21 protein-coding genes and 1 pseudogene are annotated in these 17,983 nt (G+C 45.9%); 8 read left to right on the top strand and 14 right to left on the bottom strand.

Annotated features, from left to right (window positions below; genetic code table 11):
- Window positions 1-44 precede the first annotated feature (44 nt).
- The 5 genes and pseudogenes from SYN6312_RS19120 to SYN6312_RS14445 all read right to left on the bottom strand — a co-directional run.
- Window positions 45-179: pseudogene (locus SYN6312_RS19120) on the bottom strand (DUF2887 domain-containing protein); the annotation flags it as partial.
- A gap of 12 nt (window positions 180-191) precedes the next feature.
- On the bottom strand, window positions 192-1,499 hold the full coding sequence (locus tag SYN6312_RS14460; protein ID WP_015125639.1) for a hypothetical protein: 1,308 nt from the start codon (window positions 1,497-1,499) through the stop codon (window positions 192-194).
- 96 nt (window positions 1,500-1,595) lie between these two features.
- Window positions 1,596-2,822, bottom strand: coding sequence for a transposase (locus SYN6312_RS14455; protein ID WP_015125638.1), 1,227 nt, complete (start codon window positions 2,820-2,822; stop codon window positions 1,596-1,598).
- Window positions 2,823-3,065: 243 nt separating this feature from the next.
- Window positions 3,066-3,305, bottom strand: coding sequence for a hypothetical protein (locus SYN6312_RS14450; protein WP_015125637.1), 240 nt, complete (start codon window positions 3,303-3,305; stop codon window positions 3,066-3,068).
- A complete protein-coding gene (locus SYN6312_RS14445; protein WP_015125636.1) occupies window positions 3,295-3,507 on the bottom strand; it encodes a hypothetical protein in 213 nt (70 codons plus the stop codon). The genes SYN6312_RS14450 and SYN6312_RS14445 overlap by 11 nt, the downstream gene beginning before the upstream one ends.
- A 182-nt stretch (window positions 3,508-3,689) precedes the next feature.
- On the opposite strand from SYN6312_RS14445, the gene SYN6312_RS19115 reads away from it, so the two are divergent.
- Entirely contained in the window at window positions 3,690-3,896 is a 207-nt protein-coding gene (locus tag SYN6312_RS19115; protein ID WP_156804834.1) for a helix-turn-helix transcriptional regulator, read from the top strand.
- Window positions 3,897-4,218: 322 nt separating this feature from the next.
- Here the strand turns inward: SYN6312_RS19115 and SYN6312_RS14435 are convergent, their stop codons facing one another.
- A complete protein-coding gene (locus SYN6312_RS14435; RefSeq protein WP_015125634.1) occupies window positions 4,219-4,776 on the bottom strand; it encodes a site-specific integrase in 558 nt (185 codons plus the stop codon).
- 195 nt (window positions 4,777-4,971) lie between these two features.
- Between SYN6312_RS14435 and SYN6312_RS14430 the strand changes: the two genes are divergently transcribed.
- The 7 genes from SYN6312_RS14430 to SYN6312_RS14400 all read left to right on the top strand — a co-directional run bounded on the left by SYN6312_RS14430 (window position 4,972) and on the right by SYN6312_RS14400 (window position 9,894).
- Window positions 4,972-5,316, top strand: a complete 345-nt coding sequence (locus tag SYN6312_RS14430; RefSeq protein ID WP_015125633.1) for a hypothetical protein — start codon at window positions 4,972-4,974, stop codon at window positions 5,314-5,316.
- 6 nt (window positions 5,317-5,322) lie between these two features.
- Window positions 5,323-7,335: a hypothetical protein gene (locus tag SYN6312_RS14425; RefSeq protein WP_156804832.1), complete on the top strand. Its 2,013-nt coding sequence runs from the start codon at window positions 5,323-5,325 to the stop codon at window positions 7,333-7,335.
- Complete coding sequence (locus SYN6312_RS14420; RefSeq protein WP_015125631.1) at window positions 7,332-8,039, top strand: hypothetical protein; 708 nt, start codon at window positions 7,332-7,334, stop codon at window positions 8,037-8,039. Before SYN6312_RS14425 ends, SYN6312_RS14420 begins: the two co-directional genes overlap by 4 nt.
- 275 nt (window positions 8,040-8,314) lie before the next feature.
- Entirely contained in the window at window positions 8,315-8,545 is a 231-nt protein-coding gene (locus SYN6312_RS14415) for a hypothetical protein (protein ID WP_015125630.1), read from the top strand.
- A 47-nt stretch (window positions 8,546-8,592) separates the two neighbouring features.
- Window positions 8,593-9,015, top strand: a complete 423-nt coding sequence (locus SYN6312_RS14410; RefSeq protein ID WP_015125629.1) for a hypothetical protein — start codon at window positions 8,593-8,595, stop codon at window positions 9,013-9,015.
- Between the two features lie 62 nt (window positions 9,016-9,077).
- Window positions 9,078-9,323: a hypothetical protein gene (locus tag SYN6312_RS14405; RefSeq protein ID WP_015125628.1), complete on the top strand. Its 246-nt coding sequence runs from the start codon at window positions 9,078-9,080 to the stop codon at window positions 9,321-9,323.
- Between the two features lie 4 nt (window positions 9,324-9,327).
- Window positions 9,328-9,894: a hypothetical protein gene (locus SYN6312_RS14400; RefSeq protein WP_015125627.1), complete on the top strand. Its 567-nt coding sequence runs from the start codon at window positions 9,328-9,330 to the stop codon at window positions 9,892-9,894.
- A 142-nt stretch (window positions 9,895-10,036) separates the two neighbouring features.
- Here the strand turns inward: SYN6312_RS14400 and SYN6312_RS21070 are convergent, their stop codons facing one another.
- The 8 genes from SYN6312_RS21070 to SYN6312_RS14365 all read right to left on the bottom strand — a co-directional run bounded on the left by SYN6312_RS21070 (window position 10,037) and on the right by SYN6312_RS14365 (window position 17,457).
- Complete coding sequence (locus SYN6312_RS21070) at window positions 10,037-10,162, bottom strand: DUF2188 domain-containing protein (protein WP_371257405.1); 126 nt, start codon at window positions 10,160-10,162, stop codon at window positions 10,037-10,039.
- Window positions 10,163-10,368: 206 nt separating this feature from the next.
- Complete coding sequence (locus SYN6312_RS14395) at window positions 10,369-11,193, bottom strand: alpha/beta fold hydrolase (protein WP_015125626.1); 825 nt, start codon at window positions 11,191-11,193, stop codon at window positions 10,369-10,371.
- A 342-nt stretch (window positions 11,194-11,535) separates the two neighbouring features.
- Window positions 11,536-12,339, bottom strand: a complete 804-nt coding sequence (gene pstB, locus SYN6312_RS14390) for a phosphate ABC transporter ATP-binding protein PstB (protein ID WP_015125624.1) — start codon at window positions 12,337-12,339, stop codon at window positions 11,536-11,538.
- Complete coding sequence (gene pstA / locus SYN6312_RS14385) at window positions 12,333-13,274, bottom strand: phosphate ABC transporter permease PstA (protein WP_015125623.1); 942 nt, start codon at window positions 13,272-13,274, stop codon at window positions 12,333-12,335. Before pstA ends, pstB begins: the two co-directional genes overlap by 7 nt.
- 32 nt (window positions 13,275-13,306) lie before the next feature.
- Window positions 13,307-14,320, bottom strand: coding sequence for a phosphate ABC transporter permease subunit PstC (gene pstC / locus SYN6312_RS14380; RefSeq protein ID WP_015125622.1), 1,014 nt, complete (start codon window positions 14,318-14,320; stop codon window positions 13,307-13,309).
- Window positions 14,321-14,437: 117 nt separating this feature from the next.
- Window positions 14,438-15,451, bottom strand: coding sequence for a PstS family phosphate ABC transporter substrate-binding protein (locus tag SYN6312_RS14375; RefSeq protein WP_015125621.1), 1,014 nt, complete (start codon window positions 15,449-15,451; stop codon window positions 14,438-14,440).
- A 531-nt stretch (window positions 15,452-15,982) separates the two neighbouring features.
- Window positions 15,983-16,531 (bottom strand): GNAT family N-acetyltransferase, encoded by a 549-nt coding sequence (locus tag SYN6312_RS18450; protein ID WP_015125620.1) that lies wholly within the window; start codon window positions 16,529-16,531, stop codon window positions 15,983-15,985.
- A 38-nt stretch (window positions 16,532-16,569) separates the two neighbouring features.
- Window positions 16,570-17,457 carry a tetratricopeptide repeat protein gene (locus SYN6312_RS14365; protein WP_015125619.1) on the bottom strand — a complete coding sequence of 296 codons (888 nt, stop codon included), beginning with the start codon at window positions 17,455-17,457 and terminating at the stop codon, window positions 16,570-16,572.
- Window positions 17,458-17,983 lie beyond the last annotated feature (526 nt).

Genomic DNA, 17,983 nt, shown 5'->3' with positions numbered 1-17,983 from the left:
GTTTAGTGGGGCTGGCTCAACCTTGAGGAGATTTGAATAAAACGTTATGGGCGGCCTGGGAATAGATAAGTAAACAGTTCACTAAAAAACCGCTCGTAAAACTGCTCATCTCTCTGAAACTGAACGTCTAAGAAATAAATCGTACTCAGCCCGAAATCTATAGGCGGGAGTAAAACGCCATCTCGCTCAAATTAGCTGCGGTCTTCGAGGAGCCTTTGCCACTCAGTATCAATTTTGTCAGTTTGCTCGGCTTCTTGGGTGATCAGGTCTTTTTCAGTGGTGTAAGCCAAATTTGTGGACGTGATCAGGGTTTCTGCAGCATAGGCTTGGGCGGCGGTAATTTTGTCCTTAAGGGTGGCAGCGGCGGTGCGGAGAATTTCGGCCCGGTTTTCTCGGATTTGATTGCGGGCCTTGATTCGGCCATTCATCACTAGAATCCAGTAGTAGCGACCGAGGGGAATTCCCAAAAAGCCCAGGCCATAGGCCACCAAGACCCAAAAGATTGACTGAACAAAGGCCACGATGCCGCCCAACTGAGTTGCCACCGACCCATCACCCAGTAAATTCCACAGGACTAGGGCCCCGACTAGATTGATACAGCCCAGGCCAATGGCTAACATCACTTGTCCACTACTGGCGCGGGTAAATTTCCAAGTAATTTCTTCCAGATAGGGTGAAACAGGTTTTTGGCGTTGTTGTTTGGCCGTGGCCTGAAGATCTGGGAAATGGTAAATAATCTCGCCCTGCTCCGTAACTTGAGGAACCCCATTAAAGCGACTCAAGACCGGAATCATAAAGTTTTCGCCACTGGGCAGCGGGCCTGGGGGAATATCCAGATAGGGGGCAATTTGTTCAGCAACGACGGCTCCTTTTTGGTTGATAATTTGCTGCCCGACTTCTTGCCAGCGCCGTGATTCCAGATTGACATTGGGATTCCCATCACCAAAGAGAAACGAATAAATCCCTTCTAAGAAGTTCATTTCCTCTGGATTCTGCCGCTGATTACGGGACGACTGCCGTCGGGGCCGATAGGGATCACTGCCAAAAAACCACCAAAAGTCTGGAAAGAAGATAAAACGGGGGAAGTCAAAGCCACCGGAGCGGTTATTGTTATCATTTCGGCTACTACTGGCAGCAATCACAATGACAATGATGGCAACAAAGATTAAGACGATTGAGAGAATTAAGAAAATCCCAAAGGACATCCGAATCAAATAAAACAGAACAGCCCAAACCTTGGCCCAGGCCTCTTGGAGTTGAATCCGTAAATACTTAGACCGCAAAATTCCCCGAAAGTCCCGTGGCAAGACATAGGCAATATCCCCAGATTCGGCCACTTGCAGATCTCCACCCACTGCACTGGCCAAGGCCAACAAGCCCTTTTGAGAAGTATTGAGGTCTAAACCAGCCTTAGCCGCAACATCGCCGACCGTGACTCGATAGCCTAATTGTTCAACAGCCTGCATGACCGCTGGGTTTAAGGTTGCGACTTCTGCCATAGGGATAAACTCTCAAGTTGGCTTAATTCTTATTTTACGTTAACGGTTTTCATGGAGGGACTAAAGTTTATAGAAACTATATTCAGTCCCCTTTTCTTACTTCTGAGAGTCTGGACTTAACTCAGCAACCAGATCGTAGAACAGAAGTTTAGTCACCTTGGCAATAGTGCGAGACCGGGCCAGCTTAATCACAGCGGTGCTTTTCTGATACTCAAAGTATTCCAGAATTGATCCTTGCACTAGAGTTTCGGAGACTAACCAGGCGGTCTGAGGCAAGTTCTTGGGCCTGGCCCCTTTCTTCTCAATCCGGGTAAATAGCCACTGCCATAGCCCGACTCGGCACTGAGCAGACCCGGCCAGCTTGGCCTGTTTAGAACCTTTGTTCTTTTTGCCTGACCATTCACGGGTAGGAGAACAGCCCAGGGTTTTCTGAAACCGTCTCAGGGAAAGGTGTTTAACCGTCTGTTTTTTCGGGTCTTTCTTAGACCTGGTGCATGGGGCAATGGGTAAGCCATCTTCCCCCAGAAAGTTAGACAGTGGGTAGATGTGGCTGATTAGAATCGCCTCTAGTTTCTCTCCGAAGCCATACTTAGCAAAGACTTTGCGATAGGGTCTAAACCTTGGGTCTTTGAGCAAGGTTGCCAGTTCCCTAGTGAGTTGGAGTTGCCGGGGGAATAACTGAATTAACAGCCTTGCATGGTAACGGGTTGATTCAGTCAGCCCCAGGCCGCAGGTATTTGCTAAAGCATTGTCATAGCGTTTTGACTTGGCTTCCCCGGCCAGCCATCGCCAAAACAGAACCGCCTCAACCCTCTTGCTGGCTTCCTCTGGAAATTGCCAGGCCAGGTCTTGTTTAAGGCGATTGATGATCGGCGATTGAATCCGGCTCAAGTGGTCTAGTTGGTGGCATCTCTCCCGCATTTGTTGGGCAACATCATCCCGTCTTCTGAGAAAGGCCCCATCATTCTTAAAATTCTGAACCCCGTAATAGGCCAAGGCGAGAGAATCCCCCTCATCATCCTTATCTTCAGACAGGATACACTCTCTGTAGCGTCTGACCTTAGAGTGAGACACTAGCAGTAGTTTTACCCCGGCCTGGTTCAGTTTGTAACACCAAAACTTAGAGTAATTCGTGCCTGTGGGTTCTAAAACACAAACATCAGGCTTCAATTCAAGCAAGGCTTTCAATCCCCCCGCCGTGGTGGTGAGCCGGGGAAAGTTGCCAGTAAGATACAGTTCTCTGGGGTCTGGGAGTGGTTGATCGGTGTCAATCAGACACACGACAACATCAGCCTTCGAGACATCAAGGCCAGCAATCAGCATAAATTTTCCTAGCACAGGTGAATAGTCGCTAAAACCCTATAGAAAGTCTGCAAATCACCCAGAGGCCGAAGCCTGCTTTACTTTCAAGACTTAAGGGTAAAGGGATATGAGCCTACAAATCCGGAAAGGCCAAAGCCTACTTTATCTTCAAGGCATCCCTACGGTCAGGTTGCGATCCTTCCCGCGACTGCCCAACAACTGAGCAGTTTCGGCCGGTGGATCATCCGGCCTCATCAGGCGGAATTAATAGGGGTGATCAGGTTCCTCAGTTCCCCCAAAATCAAACTTTTGGACTCCGGGTACTTGCCTCAGAGAATCAAGGAAAAAGTCGCAGTTCTCCCCAGTTAGGTAAGTCTTGAGTCCGAAGGCCTGATAGATTGCGGCTTCCCGCTTGGCTGAGTCGTATTCAATTTTTTGGACTTGAGCTAAATTGATGGCCAGGCCCAGGCCTGGAAACTGAACGAAGTAGGGGCTACTCTCCATCTTTCTTCCCCTCAGGCCAGGCCATGTCATAAATAGCGGTCATTGATTCAAGTAAATCGGTGATTGCAATTTGCAAAGCACAGAAGTCTTGAGGCCCTAAAACCTGATCGCGTGTCAGCACAATCTGGGCAAAGCCATAGGCCCGGATAAAGTCTAGAAACACTTCCCCGAACTCTGGCGCTTTTCTAAAATCGTTTTCCACTGTCTCTACTCCAATTGAGATAATCAAGTTAATTGAGCAAAACAAGTTGGCGGGGCCTGGTGACGGGTTCCCGCTTTGTTGCTTTCTCCTAATTGTCGGCTTAACCCGACATTGCCATCATACACATCCCATAATGTCGGGTCAACCTTACAATGAAACTAGATGATTTGGTGACGTTCAAAATGCTTAGACAAAAAGTAGGGATTAGCCAGGAACGTTTAGGCGAGCTATTGGGAGTAACGCGTCAAACTGTCTCCGAATGGGAAAACGGTAAATCTATGCCCACACTTAACCCAGTAGAAATGCAAAGACTTTGCCAAATATTGAACTGCACATTACCAGAACTGGTAGAGGCCCTAGAAAACATCAAGCGCATCCATCGGCAATGAGTTCAAAAGTTGATCCGTCCAGGCTCCTGGAGGGAGATCAGTTACCTCTGCCACTAGAAGGAATAGGCGCGGGAGAGAGGCCAGCACAGTCTAACCCGTTAGAAAAGTCTTATCTAACCAAAAGCGTGATAGGTTCACCAAAGTTAGATAAGAGTGATAGGGTTCAAGGGGAGTTAGGGGGGCCTGGAGTCAGTTACCAGTTAAAGCCCGTAAACTGCGGGAAGTCAGAGTGCCAGAGTTGCCCCCATGGGCCTTATTGGTACGCGTTCTGGAAAGAAGGGGGCAAGACCCGTACTCGGTATATCGGCAAAGACCTACCAGATCAGAGTAGAGCCAACCCAGCCTCAACCTCAGCCGGGGAAACCTCACAGTAAAGCTGGACAGAATTGAGAGAGGCATGGCCGGAGATTTTCTGAATTTGCCTAGCGTTCAGTCCGGCCTGGGACAGAAGAGTGATCGCTCCCCGCCGGGCCGAGTGGGTCGAATACCCAGAGAGGCCTAAACGAAGGAACTCAGTTTTAAGAGCGCGTGAGTAAACCTGGGGGTTCATGGGTCGGCCTAGATTAAGCTGACTGGGAAAGAGCCAGGGGCTGTCAGGAATCGTAATCTCCCTTAAAATCTGCCCCAGGCCCCGCGTCACCGGAATTTCACGGGTAACTTTATCTTTCCTAATCCGGCCTGGAATTAAAAGGGTCGGCCTGGGTTTACCGTTGGCCTGGAAAACGTGAGCCACTTCCAAATTGCAAACTGCCCCGACTCTCTCAGCACAGTGCCAAGTAAGGGCAAGAATAAACCGATGGGGTGGTGACAAACTGCGGAAAACAGTTAGGAACTGTTCTTTTGTAAGTGGTTCAGCTTGGCCTGAGCGATTAACTTTCACTGTCAAGAAACCTTCTAGAAATTGTAAAATATTGACAGTGTTTTTTATTCAAACTAAAGCTAACACAGCAATCCCCTTACCAGTCAAGGCTTAGGGGATTTTTAATAGTGTCAAGTTTTATGTAAAAGTTGACACTTCCCAATCTTAAAAACTTATCCCAAAATAAGAGCAATCCTAATTACAAAGGAAATAACCGTGAAAATTTCCGAAGATTTGTCTAGCTATTTAGTGGGCAATATAGAAGGCAATCAGCAAAGTAATTTAACTAATGGATTTGAAATAATTCTCTATCTCATGATTGCCACCTATATCAGTGCCTTAAGAGAGCAAGATATAAAACTGGACTTAGGAGGGGGAGTATTAGATTATCCAGCTAAATTGCAAACTACTACTTTGCCAGATAACCAAGGCTTTAACAATTTCCTGTATATCACTTTGTTTATCCCTACAAATGGAGATGGGAGCTTTATTTTTAGTCCATCTAATTTAGATACTTTTTCAGATAATGATGCACCATATGTCATGCCCAATTACTGGTAAATTGCCTTGATAACTTTACAGCAACAGTTACAAAGACAAGTAGTAAGGCAAGGTATAGGCAATAGTTCTTACAATAAGCCTGTATTAACTACTAACGTTTACAATCGTGTTAATACAGTTCCAGGTAATCCTAGCTATCAAACAATCTTAACCCCGCAAGGTTATAGAACTTTACCCATTAATTCGACTTATAGGCCGCCATTAAATACTGTAGGGATAACTCCTAGGCATATTCCCACGCCTAAGCCGTCTTTTAGTCCTAGAGTACTTAGAATTAATAAAGTGGGTAACTTAATACCTGACCTATTAGCAGAATATCTTAAAAACTTAAACTTTCCTTTTCAGGGTTTAGGAAACGATAGCGGAGTTAGACAGTTTCAACCTATTGTAAACGTCACAGTTAATAAGAATAGATTTGATCTAGGCGATTCTATAACCTTTAATTGGTCAGTACAACCACCCTTATTGGGGCAACAAGATTTAATCAAGGTATTCTTTAAGGGTTTAGATTCAGAAGATTTTACAGAAGTATTGTTATCAGGTAGCGTTACCTTTATAACAGATAGAGATATTTATAGATTAGTAATTAAGGCAGAGAATAGAGACAAACAAGCATCTAGAACTAATGGCAAACTTTTATTAAAAAAAGTTAATAGAGAAGATGATAACGAACCGCCTATAGATGACGGCATTTATTTAGATGAAACTACAGCTAGGATAATAGGCTTAAAAGTAAATACAGGTTATGACTTGACCTTAAGAATAGAATCACAACATTATTCAGGAAATTATATAGATGATGTTGTTTATCAATTTAATATAAATCCATTTTATGAGTCTAACTTAGATAGTATCTATTTTCAGACAATAGAACAGGATTTAATATCCTATCCTTTTAGAGATGCTAATTTTAGCGGTAGAGATATTTTATGGTCGTTTCCTGAAGGATGGCTATTTTCTGAAGGGGGAACTTATTTACCTCCTCTATTGCAATTAGTAATTAAAACTGATAATCCCTTACAGCCTATTATAGATTTAGTTCAAACTGGAATAGATTTTAGACCTATCCCTAGACCTTTACCAGGTAACTCAGAATATCTATACGATGCAATTAGAGAGATTAAAATTACTGTGATTAGGTTAGATGAAGTGGTTGATTTGTCTCCAGTTATTTCTAGGCTTAATAACCTTGACCTTAAAGTCACTGGCTTAGATACGAAGGTAACTGATACGGTATCTAGGTTAAACGACCTCAAAGATACGATTGGCGAAAAAGTCAGAGAGATTGGCGAAAACGGTCAAGAGGTCAGGCGCAATTTTCAAGAGACTTTAGAGAACCTGAAGCGGAACAAAAAAACCCAGGAACTAATCAACCTTTTAACGTTGCTAGTAACGCTTCACAACGCGGCTCAACTATCTTCTAACGTGGTTAGTACGCTGATGGCCGTAGTTGATTTGGGATTAAGTGTAGTCGGGCTTACTCCCAAAGATGACGATGGACAACCTTTGTCAATTTCAACAGTTATTGGTGAGGGAACTCAAGACCTTTTAGAAAGCTTGATCGGCACAGAGACTCTAGAGTCTATAAACCAGGCCTGGCAGCAATCTAACCGAGCCTATCAAGCTGCTGCTAACGTGCTATCCAATCTTCAATCCGCGCTCCTCGACATTTCAGAAGGACTGGAGATGACAGCACAATATAATGCTGAACTAAGTAACGCCTTAAAAGCCTCTGGTTTAGTTGATAATGACTTGCTAAATTGGCAGCTTCCAAATCCAGACTTTTCAACTAAATTCTTCACACGCTTAAATCAAGCTGAAGATGTTTTGTCGGGAATGCAAATGGTTTTGACTGGAGTAAAAACGGCTCAAGACACCATTAAAGACTTGGAAAACGCTAAAACTGAGTTCGATAAAGCTATCGATGAAGCGCAGAAACTCCTAAACAAAAAAGCTGAGAACTTGGCCAGATTGGATACTCCTAAAGATATTCCTGAGTCAGAGGATACTGATTTGTGACAAACTTCAATCGCACTAAACCTGATCCAGCAAGCTGGGAGTATCTCAGAAAAACCTCAGTTAAACTCCACAACCAATGGGTTAACCAACACTTTAAGACTGAGGAAGGCAAGGCTCTTAGTAAAGGGCAGCGCACTCTTAAAACAGCCTGTACCGTCACGGACAACGACAACGCAATCAAGGCCCTATTCCGATTTTGGCTATTCTACGTCCTAGTCAAGTCTAGGGGGCAACTGGCCAAAGATGGGATTGCGGCGATTCCTGAATGGTATGAAACCAAATGGGGCAGCGTCCCCCAGCTAGTCGTTATCTACCGCAAATTCAAAAACGGCAAGTTTTGGGGCCCAAGTTACCCCCTAACTATTCCCCATTGGAAACTCAAGGCATCAGGGACAAAGGGTTACGATTTCCCGGTTTATCAGAAAGGGAACGTGGCCACGGTCGTTAGGCTTGCCGACAATAGCAAGATTTTCATCAATGCGGGTTCGGCCAAGATGGGGGAACGCGTCTTTAAGGCCTTGGTCAAAGGAATCAGTGTTCCGAGGGTGAGAGAGGCCAAAGTCTCGTTTACCCAGGTTGATGAACGGCGAGATACTTCTGTGGTTTACCCCTATAAGGTGGTGTTTTACGATGGCACGGGCAACAACACGAAGGCAAACTGGGAAGTGTTCTTTACCAACCAAAGTCATCAGAGTCCTCGCTGACCCTGATTTTTATTTGTTACACAAATTACTAGACACAGCGTTAAGAGAAAAAGCGGTCAAACCCTCAGAACTCCGAACGTTTCTGCTCTGGCGACTCGGTGATTTTGACCACCCTCACATTAAGAAATTCAGTGGAAATTTGCAGGATTGAGTCACCGAGACTTCACGTCTGCGTCTGATTGAGAGCCTTAACCCTCTCGGTTGAACTCTAGCCAGAGTCTGTTACCTGTTACGGTACTTTGTACTCTGGGGGCAGTTCTATTTGAGAGACTTTTATGGCTGCTGCACACATCACCACCTCCACCACTCTAGAAGGTCAAATCCTGGAACTGGCCCGGGTGGCTCAACTGGCAGAGTTAGCTGTGCCGGAAGAAGACCGGCCCGACAACATCACCATTCAGCCCGACTTCGAGGAACAAACGGTTAGCTTGCGGGTGACTCTACCGATTATGATTTCCGGGGCTGGGGGAGAGTTGACGATTGAAGCCGATGAGTATCTTCCTTAATCTGGCAACTTGACTAAAATCAATTTTTTTAGGGAGATTTAACGGCTATGGCTGCAACTAAAGACCGCGGCTCCAAGATGCTCATCCTTTGGGGCACGGTTAAGAAAAAAGTGGATGGGGCGAAGAAGGATGTTAAGGCGTTCTCCTATGTTGACCGGTTAGCGGCAACGGCCTGCGGTTTAGCTGAAGCTACCGCAGATGAAGCTGTTGCGGGAGGCCTCAAGGTGGCGACTGATAGCAAGGGTCGTCAGTATCTCGCTGGCAATTCTAAGCCGGTCACAGTTGGGCATAAGGTGATTCGGTGCTGGACTGGGGTGACGAAGAAAAATAAGAAGAACCAGGACATTAAGGTCTGGAGACAATTAAAAGTACCTTATGGCATCTCGGCGGCGGACTGTTTCAACAAGTTCAACGATTCCAAAAAGGTTAAAGAATTTCGCTGGCCCAACGGTAAGCTTTACAAAATCTAATTTTGGGTAGGCTGACCCTGTTTTAACTTGTTTGCGTTCTTCCAGGCCTGGGGGCCAAAACCATGACTACTGACCGCGAGGGCTTTACTGTTGTCCGACTTTCTACGGCCACGGTTGCGGCTATTTGTGCCGGACTAGCGGGTGTGGGCGGTGGATTTTTGGCTTTTTACAACACGATCTGTGTTCCACAGGTTTCCTATCTCCAGGCCGATAAGTCGGAACTGGCTAAAAGTTTGGGTAGCCTGGGAGATGCGATTCGGCTCAACACTGAGGCCACAAATAAACTAATTGCAGAGTTAAAACGGTGAACCTATGCGGAAGCTCTTTGAAACTAAAGTTAAGGCGACCAATCTCCCGCAGCCGGACAGCGTAACTTGCCAATCTGCCTGTGTGGCCATGACTTTAGGCTATCCCAAGGAAAAAATTAGGACGGTTAGGGCTGAGTTGGTGGCCCGCGGACTGGCTGGGAGTCCTGGCAATATGGGCAACTTTATCCAGGCCCGCATTGGCAACCGCTACTCTTTTGAACTGGCCGCCTCAATTAACCAGATGGCAGCTTGGCTCCAGGCCGGGGAGTTCCTAATCACTCATGGCTGGTTTACCCGTAGTGGTCACGTGATTTGCTTAGACGCGGTGGAAATTGACCAAAAGACCCTAGGAGTAAGGTTTTCAGTTAAAGACCCTTGGGCCGAGTTTGATTTCCCGGCCTGGCGTTACTTGCCGGGGGCCAATTTTTACGATGGTTTCTACTCTAGTCTTGGAATTTATGCGGCCTGCGTGGCGGGTCAGTCTCCAGGCCACAGCTTTAATCTCTACAAGGCTGGGAAGTTTGACCCCGCCCGGCCTGGGGCCTGGGTTCACCGGATTAGGCCCGCTTAAGACTTAAGTTGACAAACTACCAACTGTTGACAGTGATTTAGATCACAAATCTAAAAGACTGGGGATTTATCGTAACAATTTGAGCCGCTCCAGCTTAGGTGAGGATTATCCCCCAGGAGTTGCCGCTGTCGAGTTTCTATGTTTATGCTCTTATCCTTGTGCTTGAAACTGAGTCGCCTCTTTCTGAGTTAAAAAGGCTTTTAGTTTTTCGGATTCCCTCTTGTTTTACTTGCCAACCACCACCAGGCCTGGGGCGAACATGAAAAATTGGACTAGTTGAAGGAGGCGGGTTTTTCCTGATCGTTGAATCTATCTTTTCCTAACATCGGAATTAAAATCCCGCACATGAAATTCATACTAATAACTAACCATACCAATGGTTTATCTAATCAGTCGCGCCAATGCCATACCCCGTTCTGCTGACTCTCAAAATGAGCGGCCCTAGCCAAAATTTGTCCTCTAATATGGTCTAGATTACGATTGTACAAACGCCAATAAGTCGGCATTCAGTTGATCTTTACTCGTATCCCCTAAACTATGGGAACCTCCAGAGTAAAGCTTTAAAATTGCATTGGGAATTAGTTTAGCGGCTAATAGGGCAGAAGCCTCAAGGGGAACAATCTGATCATCGTCACCGTGAATAATCAATGTTGGAATATCAAACTTTTTCAAGTCTTCAGTAAAATCGGTCTCAGAAAAGGCCTGAATACAATCGTAAGCATTCTTATGGCCTGACATCATTCCCTGTTGCCACCACGATTGAATCGTCCCCTGGGAAACCGTAGCTCCAGGCCGGTTAAAGCCAAAAAATGGGCCACTGGCAATATCGAGAAAAAACTGGGCCCGATTTGCCAAATAAGCAGCACGAAACCCATCAAAAACCTCTAAGGGTAGCCCACCGGGATTTGCTTCTGTCCTGACCATAATTGGCGTTACAGAACCCATCAAGACCGCCTTTGCCACGCGACTTGTCCCATGCCGGCCAATGAAACGCGCCACTTCTCCCCCACCCGTTGAGTGACCAATCATCACTGCATCCTGAAGATCAAGAGCCTGGAACAGTTCCGCCAAGTCATCAGCATAGGTGTCCATATCATTGCCTTGCCAAGGTTGACTAGAACGACCATGCCCGCGCCGATCATGGGCAATACAGCGATAGCCATGAGAAGCCAGAAAAAACATCTGCGACTCCCACGCATCAGAATTCAAAGGCCAGCCATGACTGAAGGTAATCGGTTGTCCAGAACCCCAGTCCTTGTAATAAATCTCGGTACCATCTTGCGTAGTTATGGTTCCCATCTCATTACCCCCTATTGTCCGAAGACTGGCTTTGAAATGCTTTTAGACTACCTCAATTTACTCATTTCCAGCGGTTTATTACGCATTGTCATTAAAGAAAAATATCTCTGTTTATAATTCGCAATAATTCTATTGTTTACTCAAGCAATGTAAGCTATCAGTCATTGCGTTATCTGGACTGTTCTAGAACCATCTTCTCCTTAACCAGCCCCAAGTAAGTAACACTTTTAAGGAAAAATTTAAATATTGCAATGTGCATAAAAACATATTAAATGTCTAGCAAATCACTCTCACAGGAGTTCAACCCCCTCCGCTCAAGCTTAAGCAAAAGAGAGTTTAACCTTAACCAAAGCGACCACTGACATAATCGGCAGTTTGCTGCTGGACTGGATTATTAAATATCTTCTCAGTCCGTCCATATTCAACCATCTCACCCAAATACATAAACGCCGTATAATCCGATACCCGACTAGCCTGTTGCATATTGTGGGTGACAATCAAAATCGTCACTTGATCCTTGAGCTCCCCAATTAGATCTTCAATACTAAGAGTGGCAATTGGGTCTAAAGCAGAAGTTGGTTCATCAAAGAGAATCATTTCTGGATTTGTGGCTAAAGCCCGGGCAATACAGAGACGTTGTTGTTGACCACCAGAGAGAGCTGTGCCTGCTTCATTGAGTCGATCCTTAACCTCATCCCAAATTGCTGCCCCCCTTAAAGAGCGCTCCACCACTTCATCCAAAACAGACCGCTTATTGATTCCCCGTACCCGCAGGCCATAGGCAATATTTTCATAGATCGATTTCGGAAATGGATTAGGTTTCTGAAAGACCATCCCGATCCGCATCCGTACTTCAATCGGATCTGCTTTCAACAAATTAGATTGATCACTGGTCAGAGTAATACAGCCTTCATAACGATTGCCTGGATAGAGATCATGCATCCGGTTAAAGCACCGCAAGAGGGTTGTCTTGCCACAGCCGGAAGGGCCAATCAAAGCGGTCACTTTCTTTTCATAAACCAGCAAATTAATGTTTTTGAGGGCCTGTTTAGCACCATAGTAAAAATTCAAGCCTTGGACTTCCGCTTTTAACGGCAGGGACGGGGCCTGGGAGCCAGCAGATTGAGCAGAGGAATTGTTTACCATTTGATACCTTTCCGAAACCGATAACGTAAATAGATTGCCAGGCCATTGACACCCAGCGTTAACACCAACAAAATAATCCCCGCTGCCGCTGCATTGACTTGAAACGCCTCTTGGGGACGGGACACCCAGTTAAACATTTGGATTGGCAAAACTGTAAACGGAGATTGCAACCAAGCGAAAGAAATAAATGGAAATTCTGGCTTGAGTGGAGAATCTGGCAAAAAGGTAATAAACGTTAAGGCTCCAATTGTAATTAGGGGAGCCGTCTCACCAATGGCGCGGGAAATACCGACAATGATCCCTGTTAATATCCCGCCCATAGAGTAAGGTAAAACATGATCAGCAATCATCTGCCATTTGCTAGCTCCCACTGCATAGGCCGCCTCTCGGATAGTGCTGGAAATCGCCCGTAAAGACTCCCGTGTTGTCACAATCACAATCGGCAAAATGAGTAGGCCCAAGGTCAGCCCTGCCGTAGCCACACTCTGGCCCAAGTTAAGGGTATAAACAAAAAAGCCTAAAGCTAGCAGACCATAAATGATCGAAGGCACTCCCGCCAAGTTACTGATGTTAATTTCAATAAAATTACTAAACCAGTTCTTAGGCGCATATTCTTCTAGGTAAATGCCTGCCGCAACACCCATCGGAATGGCAAACAAGGCCGTGACCACCATCACCAATAATGTGCCAACCCAGGCAATTAAGACTCCAGCTTCTTCAGGAGTACTACTAGGTGGGGAGGTAATAAAGCGCCAGTTTAAGATCGGCAGTCCCCGAAAGAATAAATCTAAGACTAGGGCAGTCAGCGCAAGCAAGGCAAACAGAATTGAAAGAAGACCAAGGAGAATAAAAATCTTCTCTTGAAGGCGTCTCTGGTCAATTGACCGATGAATGGCAGTTAAGTCCTGGGTAATTTCGACCGGCGCAATAGTCATAGTCTCAAGTCTCATGAGTTCTAAACAGCAGCTCAGTAAATCTCGCGGAAGCGACGACTCAGAAAATATCCCAAAATGTTGAAGATTAGGGTCAACAAAAATAACATAATTCCAGCCGCAAAGATAGATTGATATTCTAAAGAGCCGTGGGGTAGATCCCCTAAGCTTACCGAGACGATAAAGGCAGTGGTGGTGGCAGCACCTTCAAGGGGATTAAGGGTAAAAATGGGTTGTAAACCGGCTGCTACAGCCACAATCATTGTTTCCCCAACTGCTCGCGAGATGGCCAAGATATAGGCAGCCACAATTCCGGAAAATGCCGCCGGCAAAACGACACCAATAGCAGTTTGTAAACGGGTTGCCCCCATCGCATAGGAACCTTCCCGCAAATAGACTGGTACAGCCCGCATGGAGTCTTCTGCCAAAGAACTGATGTAAGGAATGATCATAATGCCAATGGCAATCCCGGCCGAAAGCATATTAAACCCAGGTAATTGGAAATATTCAAATTCCTCTCGTCCCGGCCAGAAAAACATCTGCACAGCCAAGATTAGCTTTTGCAAAGTTGGGCTAACCAAAAGCAGCGCAAAGTAGCCATACACAACGGTGGGGATGCCGGCCAGAAGCTCCAAAATGGGTTTGAGCGATTCCCGAAGACGGGGGGAGGCAAAATCACTTAGATAAATAGCCATCAAAGTTCCCAAGGGAATAGCAACCGTCAAACCCACCAAGCAGGTCACTAAGGTTCCAGTCAGTAATGGTAAAACCCCAAAAGTCTTCGGCTCAATCAGGGGCGACCATTCAGTGGTAGTCAAAAATTCCACCAAAGCAGCCCAAACCGTCCCAGCATGATCCTCGGCCACCAGTTCAAAGAAAATTACTGACTCGCTAAATAAAATATAGACAATAGCAAGGGTTGTGGCGACAGAAGAGAAAGCTGCTAAAAACAAGATCGTGGCAATGATTCGCTCTCGCCATATTCTCACTGTGCGTGATGGCAGGTTTAGGGGTAGTTGTGTTGCGTAATTGGGGGCAGAATCTGACATGGTTTGGGCTGAGGAAAGAACGGAAGGATGTTGAAGAAGAGCTTAACTAAAAACGGCCAGCAGCGAAAGCAGCCACCAGCCGCATTTGTAATTGAATGAGCGGGACTCGGCCAAAAATTACTTGGCTTCCAATTTCAGAAGTTGAGTAATCGTTAATCCCACTGCTTCTTCACCGCCAAAGACCGTGCCGACCCGACCTTTGTTAAAGTTAGCGAGAATAGTTTTGTAGGCAGAAGCAGGTAAGGCTACCATCCCAACCTTCTTGGCAGCTGGTGCTGCATTGTTCATATAGTAGGTGACAAACTGCTTGACTTCTGGGCGGGAGGCAGCCTTTGAACTCACATAGATGAACAAGGGACGAGACAATGGGGTGTAAGTCCCATCCAAAACAGCTTTGGCAGAGGGCATGACGGGGCCTTTACCGCTGTTAACCCCAACGGCCTTAACCTTGCTCTTGTTCTCTAAATAATAAGACAGGCCAAAGTAGCCTAAACCACCACGATCGCGGGACACACCTTGAACCAGCACGTTATCATCTTCACTGCCGGTAAAGTCTTTGCGAATCTGTTTAGATTTACCATTAATTGCTTCGGTGAAGTAGTCGAAGGTGCCAGAATCTGCTCCAGGACTAAAGAGCTTGAGCGGCACGTTGGGGAAGCCAGTCCGGACTTGACTCCAGTTATTGACCTTAGAGCCTGGCTCCCAGATTTTTTTTAGTTCAGCGGTGGTTAAGTTGGTGGCCCAGGTATTTTTTGGATTAATGACGACGGTTAGGGCATCGTAAACAACGGGTAATTCAATAAAGTTGATCCCGGCTGCTTTACAGTCAGCAATTTCCTTGGCCAAGATGGGGCGAGAGGCATTGGAAATATCGGTTTCACCCCGGCAGAATTTTTTGAAACCACCACCGGTTCCAGAAACCCCAACGGTCACCCGGACTTTACCGCTGGTGGATTTTTGGAAGCTTTCGGCAATGGCTTCGGTGATGGGGAAAACGGTGCTAGAGCCATCAATTTTGACGGTGGGTACGCCTTGAGATTGAGCCAGGGGCATTGAGAGGGCAGAGATGGCAACAGTACCCGCAAGGGCCCCCAAGATGGGTAGGGACTTTTGCTTGATCGTCTGAAACATGATATTCCTCGGAATGGTTGAAATTCAGCAATTGAGGGAGGTTAGAGTAGTTTGGGTAACATTCAGTAAAAATGCTCCCGATAGGCAAGAATTCTTAGGCCCAACGAATACAATACGCAGCAACCAGCATTTTTTTGGTTAACGTTAGGGAAAGGTTTGGTTAATTTACTCACGCTTAAGTACAAAGAATTTATGGGTTTAAGTTTCCATAACCTTGATGACGTGACAATTTGCAGATACTCGGCAAACATTGAGGCTGAACCATTTTTAGAATAGCTTAATATTTTGAGAAAAATCAAAAAGCTTATTCGCCAATATTTTCTGTCTGTTATTTGACTGTGGGCATTCCACCTTAAGGATAGTGTTCTTCAGTTAGGACTCGATGGAAATATGTTAAAAGTGTTCTCTAGCTAGGACTGCTGAGATTTTTAGGAGTCACAATCGGCTGCCTCAGGCCACAGAGTTTCCTCCTAGTTCCTCCCCAGGCCTGGATGGAGATAACAGGATTGACTAATATTCCAACATTAATTTTTAGGCTAAGGATGAGAGGGTTTTGCTTAACAGTAAACGAGTCGGTAATAGCCAATGGGCATCGGTGGCCCGCAGTTGATATCCCAATTGTTGATAGAGTCCTTGGGCAATTGTATTGCTGGCTAAAACGTGTAAATAAACCTCTGGATGTTGGTGTTGAATCAGCCAGGCCTCGACCGTTTGGATCAACTGCTGGCCGATCCCTTGCCGCCGATAATCGGGGTGAACAGCCAGATTCGATAAATATGGGCGGGGAATCCCTTTTTTGTAGGGAAAATTTGACTCTAGGAGGCGTAGTTCAACCTCGACAACTCCAAGTAAATGAGCTGTCTGGGGATGAGTGGCAATAAAACAGCCATACCCCTGCTTGCCTTGGCGTTGCCGCTGGTTTAGGTCTTGCCAAATACCCCATTGAATTAAGGGTGCGACCAAGAACAAGAGGGTGTCGAGGGCATAGAAAGACTGGCAAATCAGGGCAGCGGCGGCCTCTAACTCATTGGTCTGGGCCTGGCGAAATTCTAGGGAGCGGGGTAAAAGGGAAGCAGACAAAGCAAAATCTGGATCAGGATAAAGAGATGATGGATGAATTACTGGCCAACGTCCGCTTGCAGAGTTTGGATTAGTTCTTGGACTTGAGGATTGGCAAATAGGGCTTTTGTATCTGCCATCAGCCGCTCACCCCAAAGGTTCTCCCGTTGAAAGTCGGGTTCAATATATCGGCTATCGAGACGTAGTGCCACAAGGGCCGTGTTAATGCCCTGCTGTACTTGCCCTTGTCGAAATAAACCCACTGCTAAGGCTAGTTTAGGTTCTCCAGCTTTGTTATCGAGGGCAACGGCGGCCTGGAAACTGCGAATTGCCTGTGGGATGTCCCCCTGTTCATATTGGAGTAAACCAATGTTATTTAAAGCTGGCCAGAATTTTTTGTCGGACTTCAGGGCCTGGCGATATTGAGCTATGGCCTTGGGATTTTGATTCAGCTTGAGATAGGCGTTCCCTAGGTTAAACCACTCCTCGGCAACATCACTGCGAAGGGCTAATCCTTGCTCTAAGGCCCGGGCTGCATCTTGGTAGGCTCCTGTCCGAAAATAGGCTGAACCAAGGCTAAAATAAACTCCAGCATTTTTTTGATTCAGGGCAATCGAGGTATTCAAGGCCGGAATGGCTTCGGCGGGTTGAGAAACCGTTAGATAGAGACCACCCAGTAGAGCCCACACTTCATAGGCCTGGGGGGCCAGTTGGGCCGCTAATTTGGCGCGAATGAGGGCTTCGTTAAACTGCTGAAATTGGGCCAACTGCAAGGCTTCTTGGGCCACTGTTAAGCCATCGCGCTCCATATCAGTCGCACTGAGTTGTGGAGTATGGGGGATTAAGACCTGGGCCTGGGCAATACTCAGGGGCCAGATACTGATCCCTGCCACAAAAAATAGGCTACCTAAGCGAGCAACACTAACAGAGATACAAGGTCTGGGCACTGGTGCAACTACCTCAGTACAAGATTGGAACGCGATGAAATTTTTGGGAAAGTACCCATTTCAGAATAGCTTAACTCAGAAGTGTTGAAAGTCAGTCGAAAAGGCTAAAAAATATAGCCAAAGTGTGATAACCTACCGGGATTAATTAAAAAATAACATATAGTCCGAGGGATATGATTTAGTCGTGGAAGATCGAGAGTTTTCAGGGGTTGAGAATCTACAGCAGATGATTGATAGAGGACAGCAAGTTATTGTCAAGATTAAAAATAACTATAAACCAGATTGTGAGAATCGGACAAAAGTCGGGAGCGAGAAATTAGTAGCTTATCGGGTTGTCCACTTTTATAACTTATAAATTAAAACTAGAGTATTGGATAGTAGCCAACAGTTCAGGAGAGGGATGAACTAGTGAGGAGATTGGAGAGATGTATTGTCAACGGAGGCGAATTGAGACTTTATAAAAATCCTTAAAAAAGCACTAAAAGCCAGACAGATTGATCGGCAAGAGTTGAAGTGAAATTGAAGT

The organism is Synechococcus sp. PCC 6312 (assembly GCF_000316685.1).
In the GTDB taxonomy this organism is placed as follows: domain Bacteria; phylum Cyanobacteriota; class Cyanobacteriia; order Thermosynechococcales; family Thermosynechococcaceae; genus Pseudocalidococcus.
The sequence above is the reverse complement of the archived record's forward strand: the minus strand, read 5'-3'. Positions and strand labels throughout refer to the sequence as shown.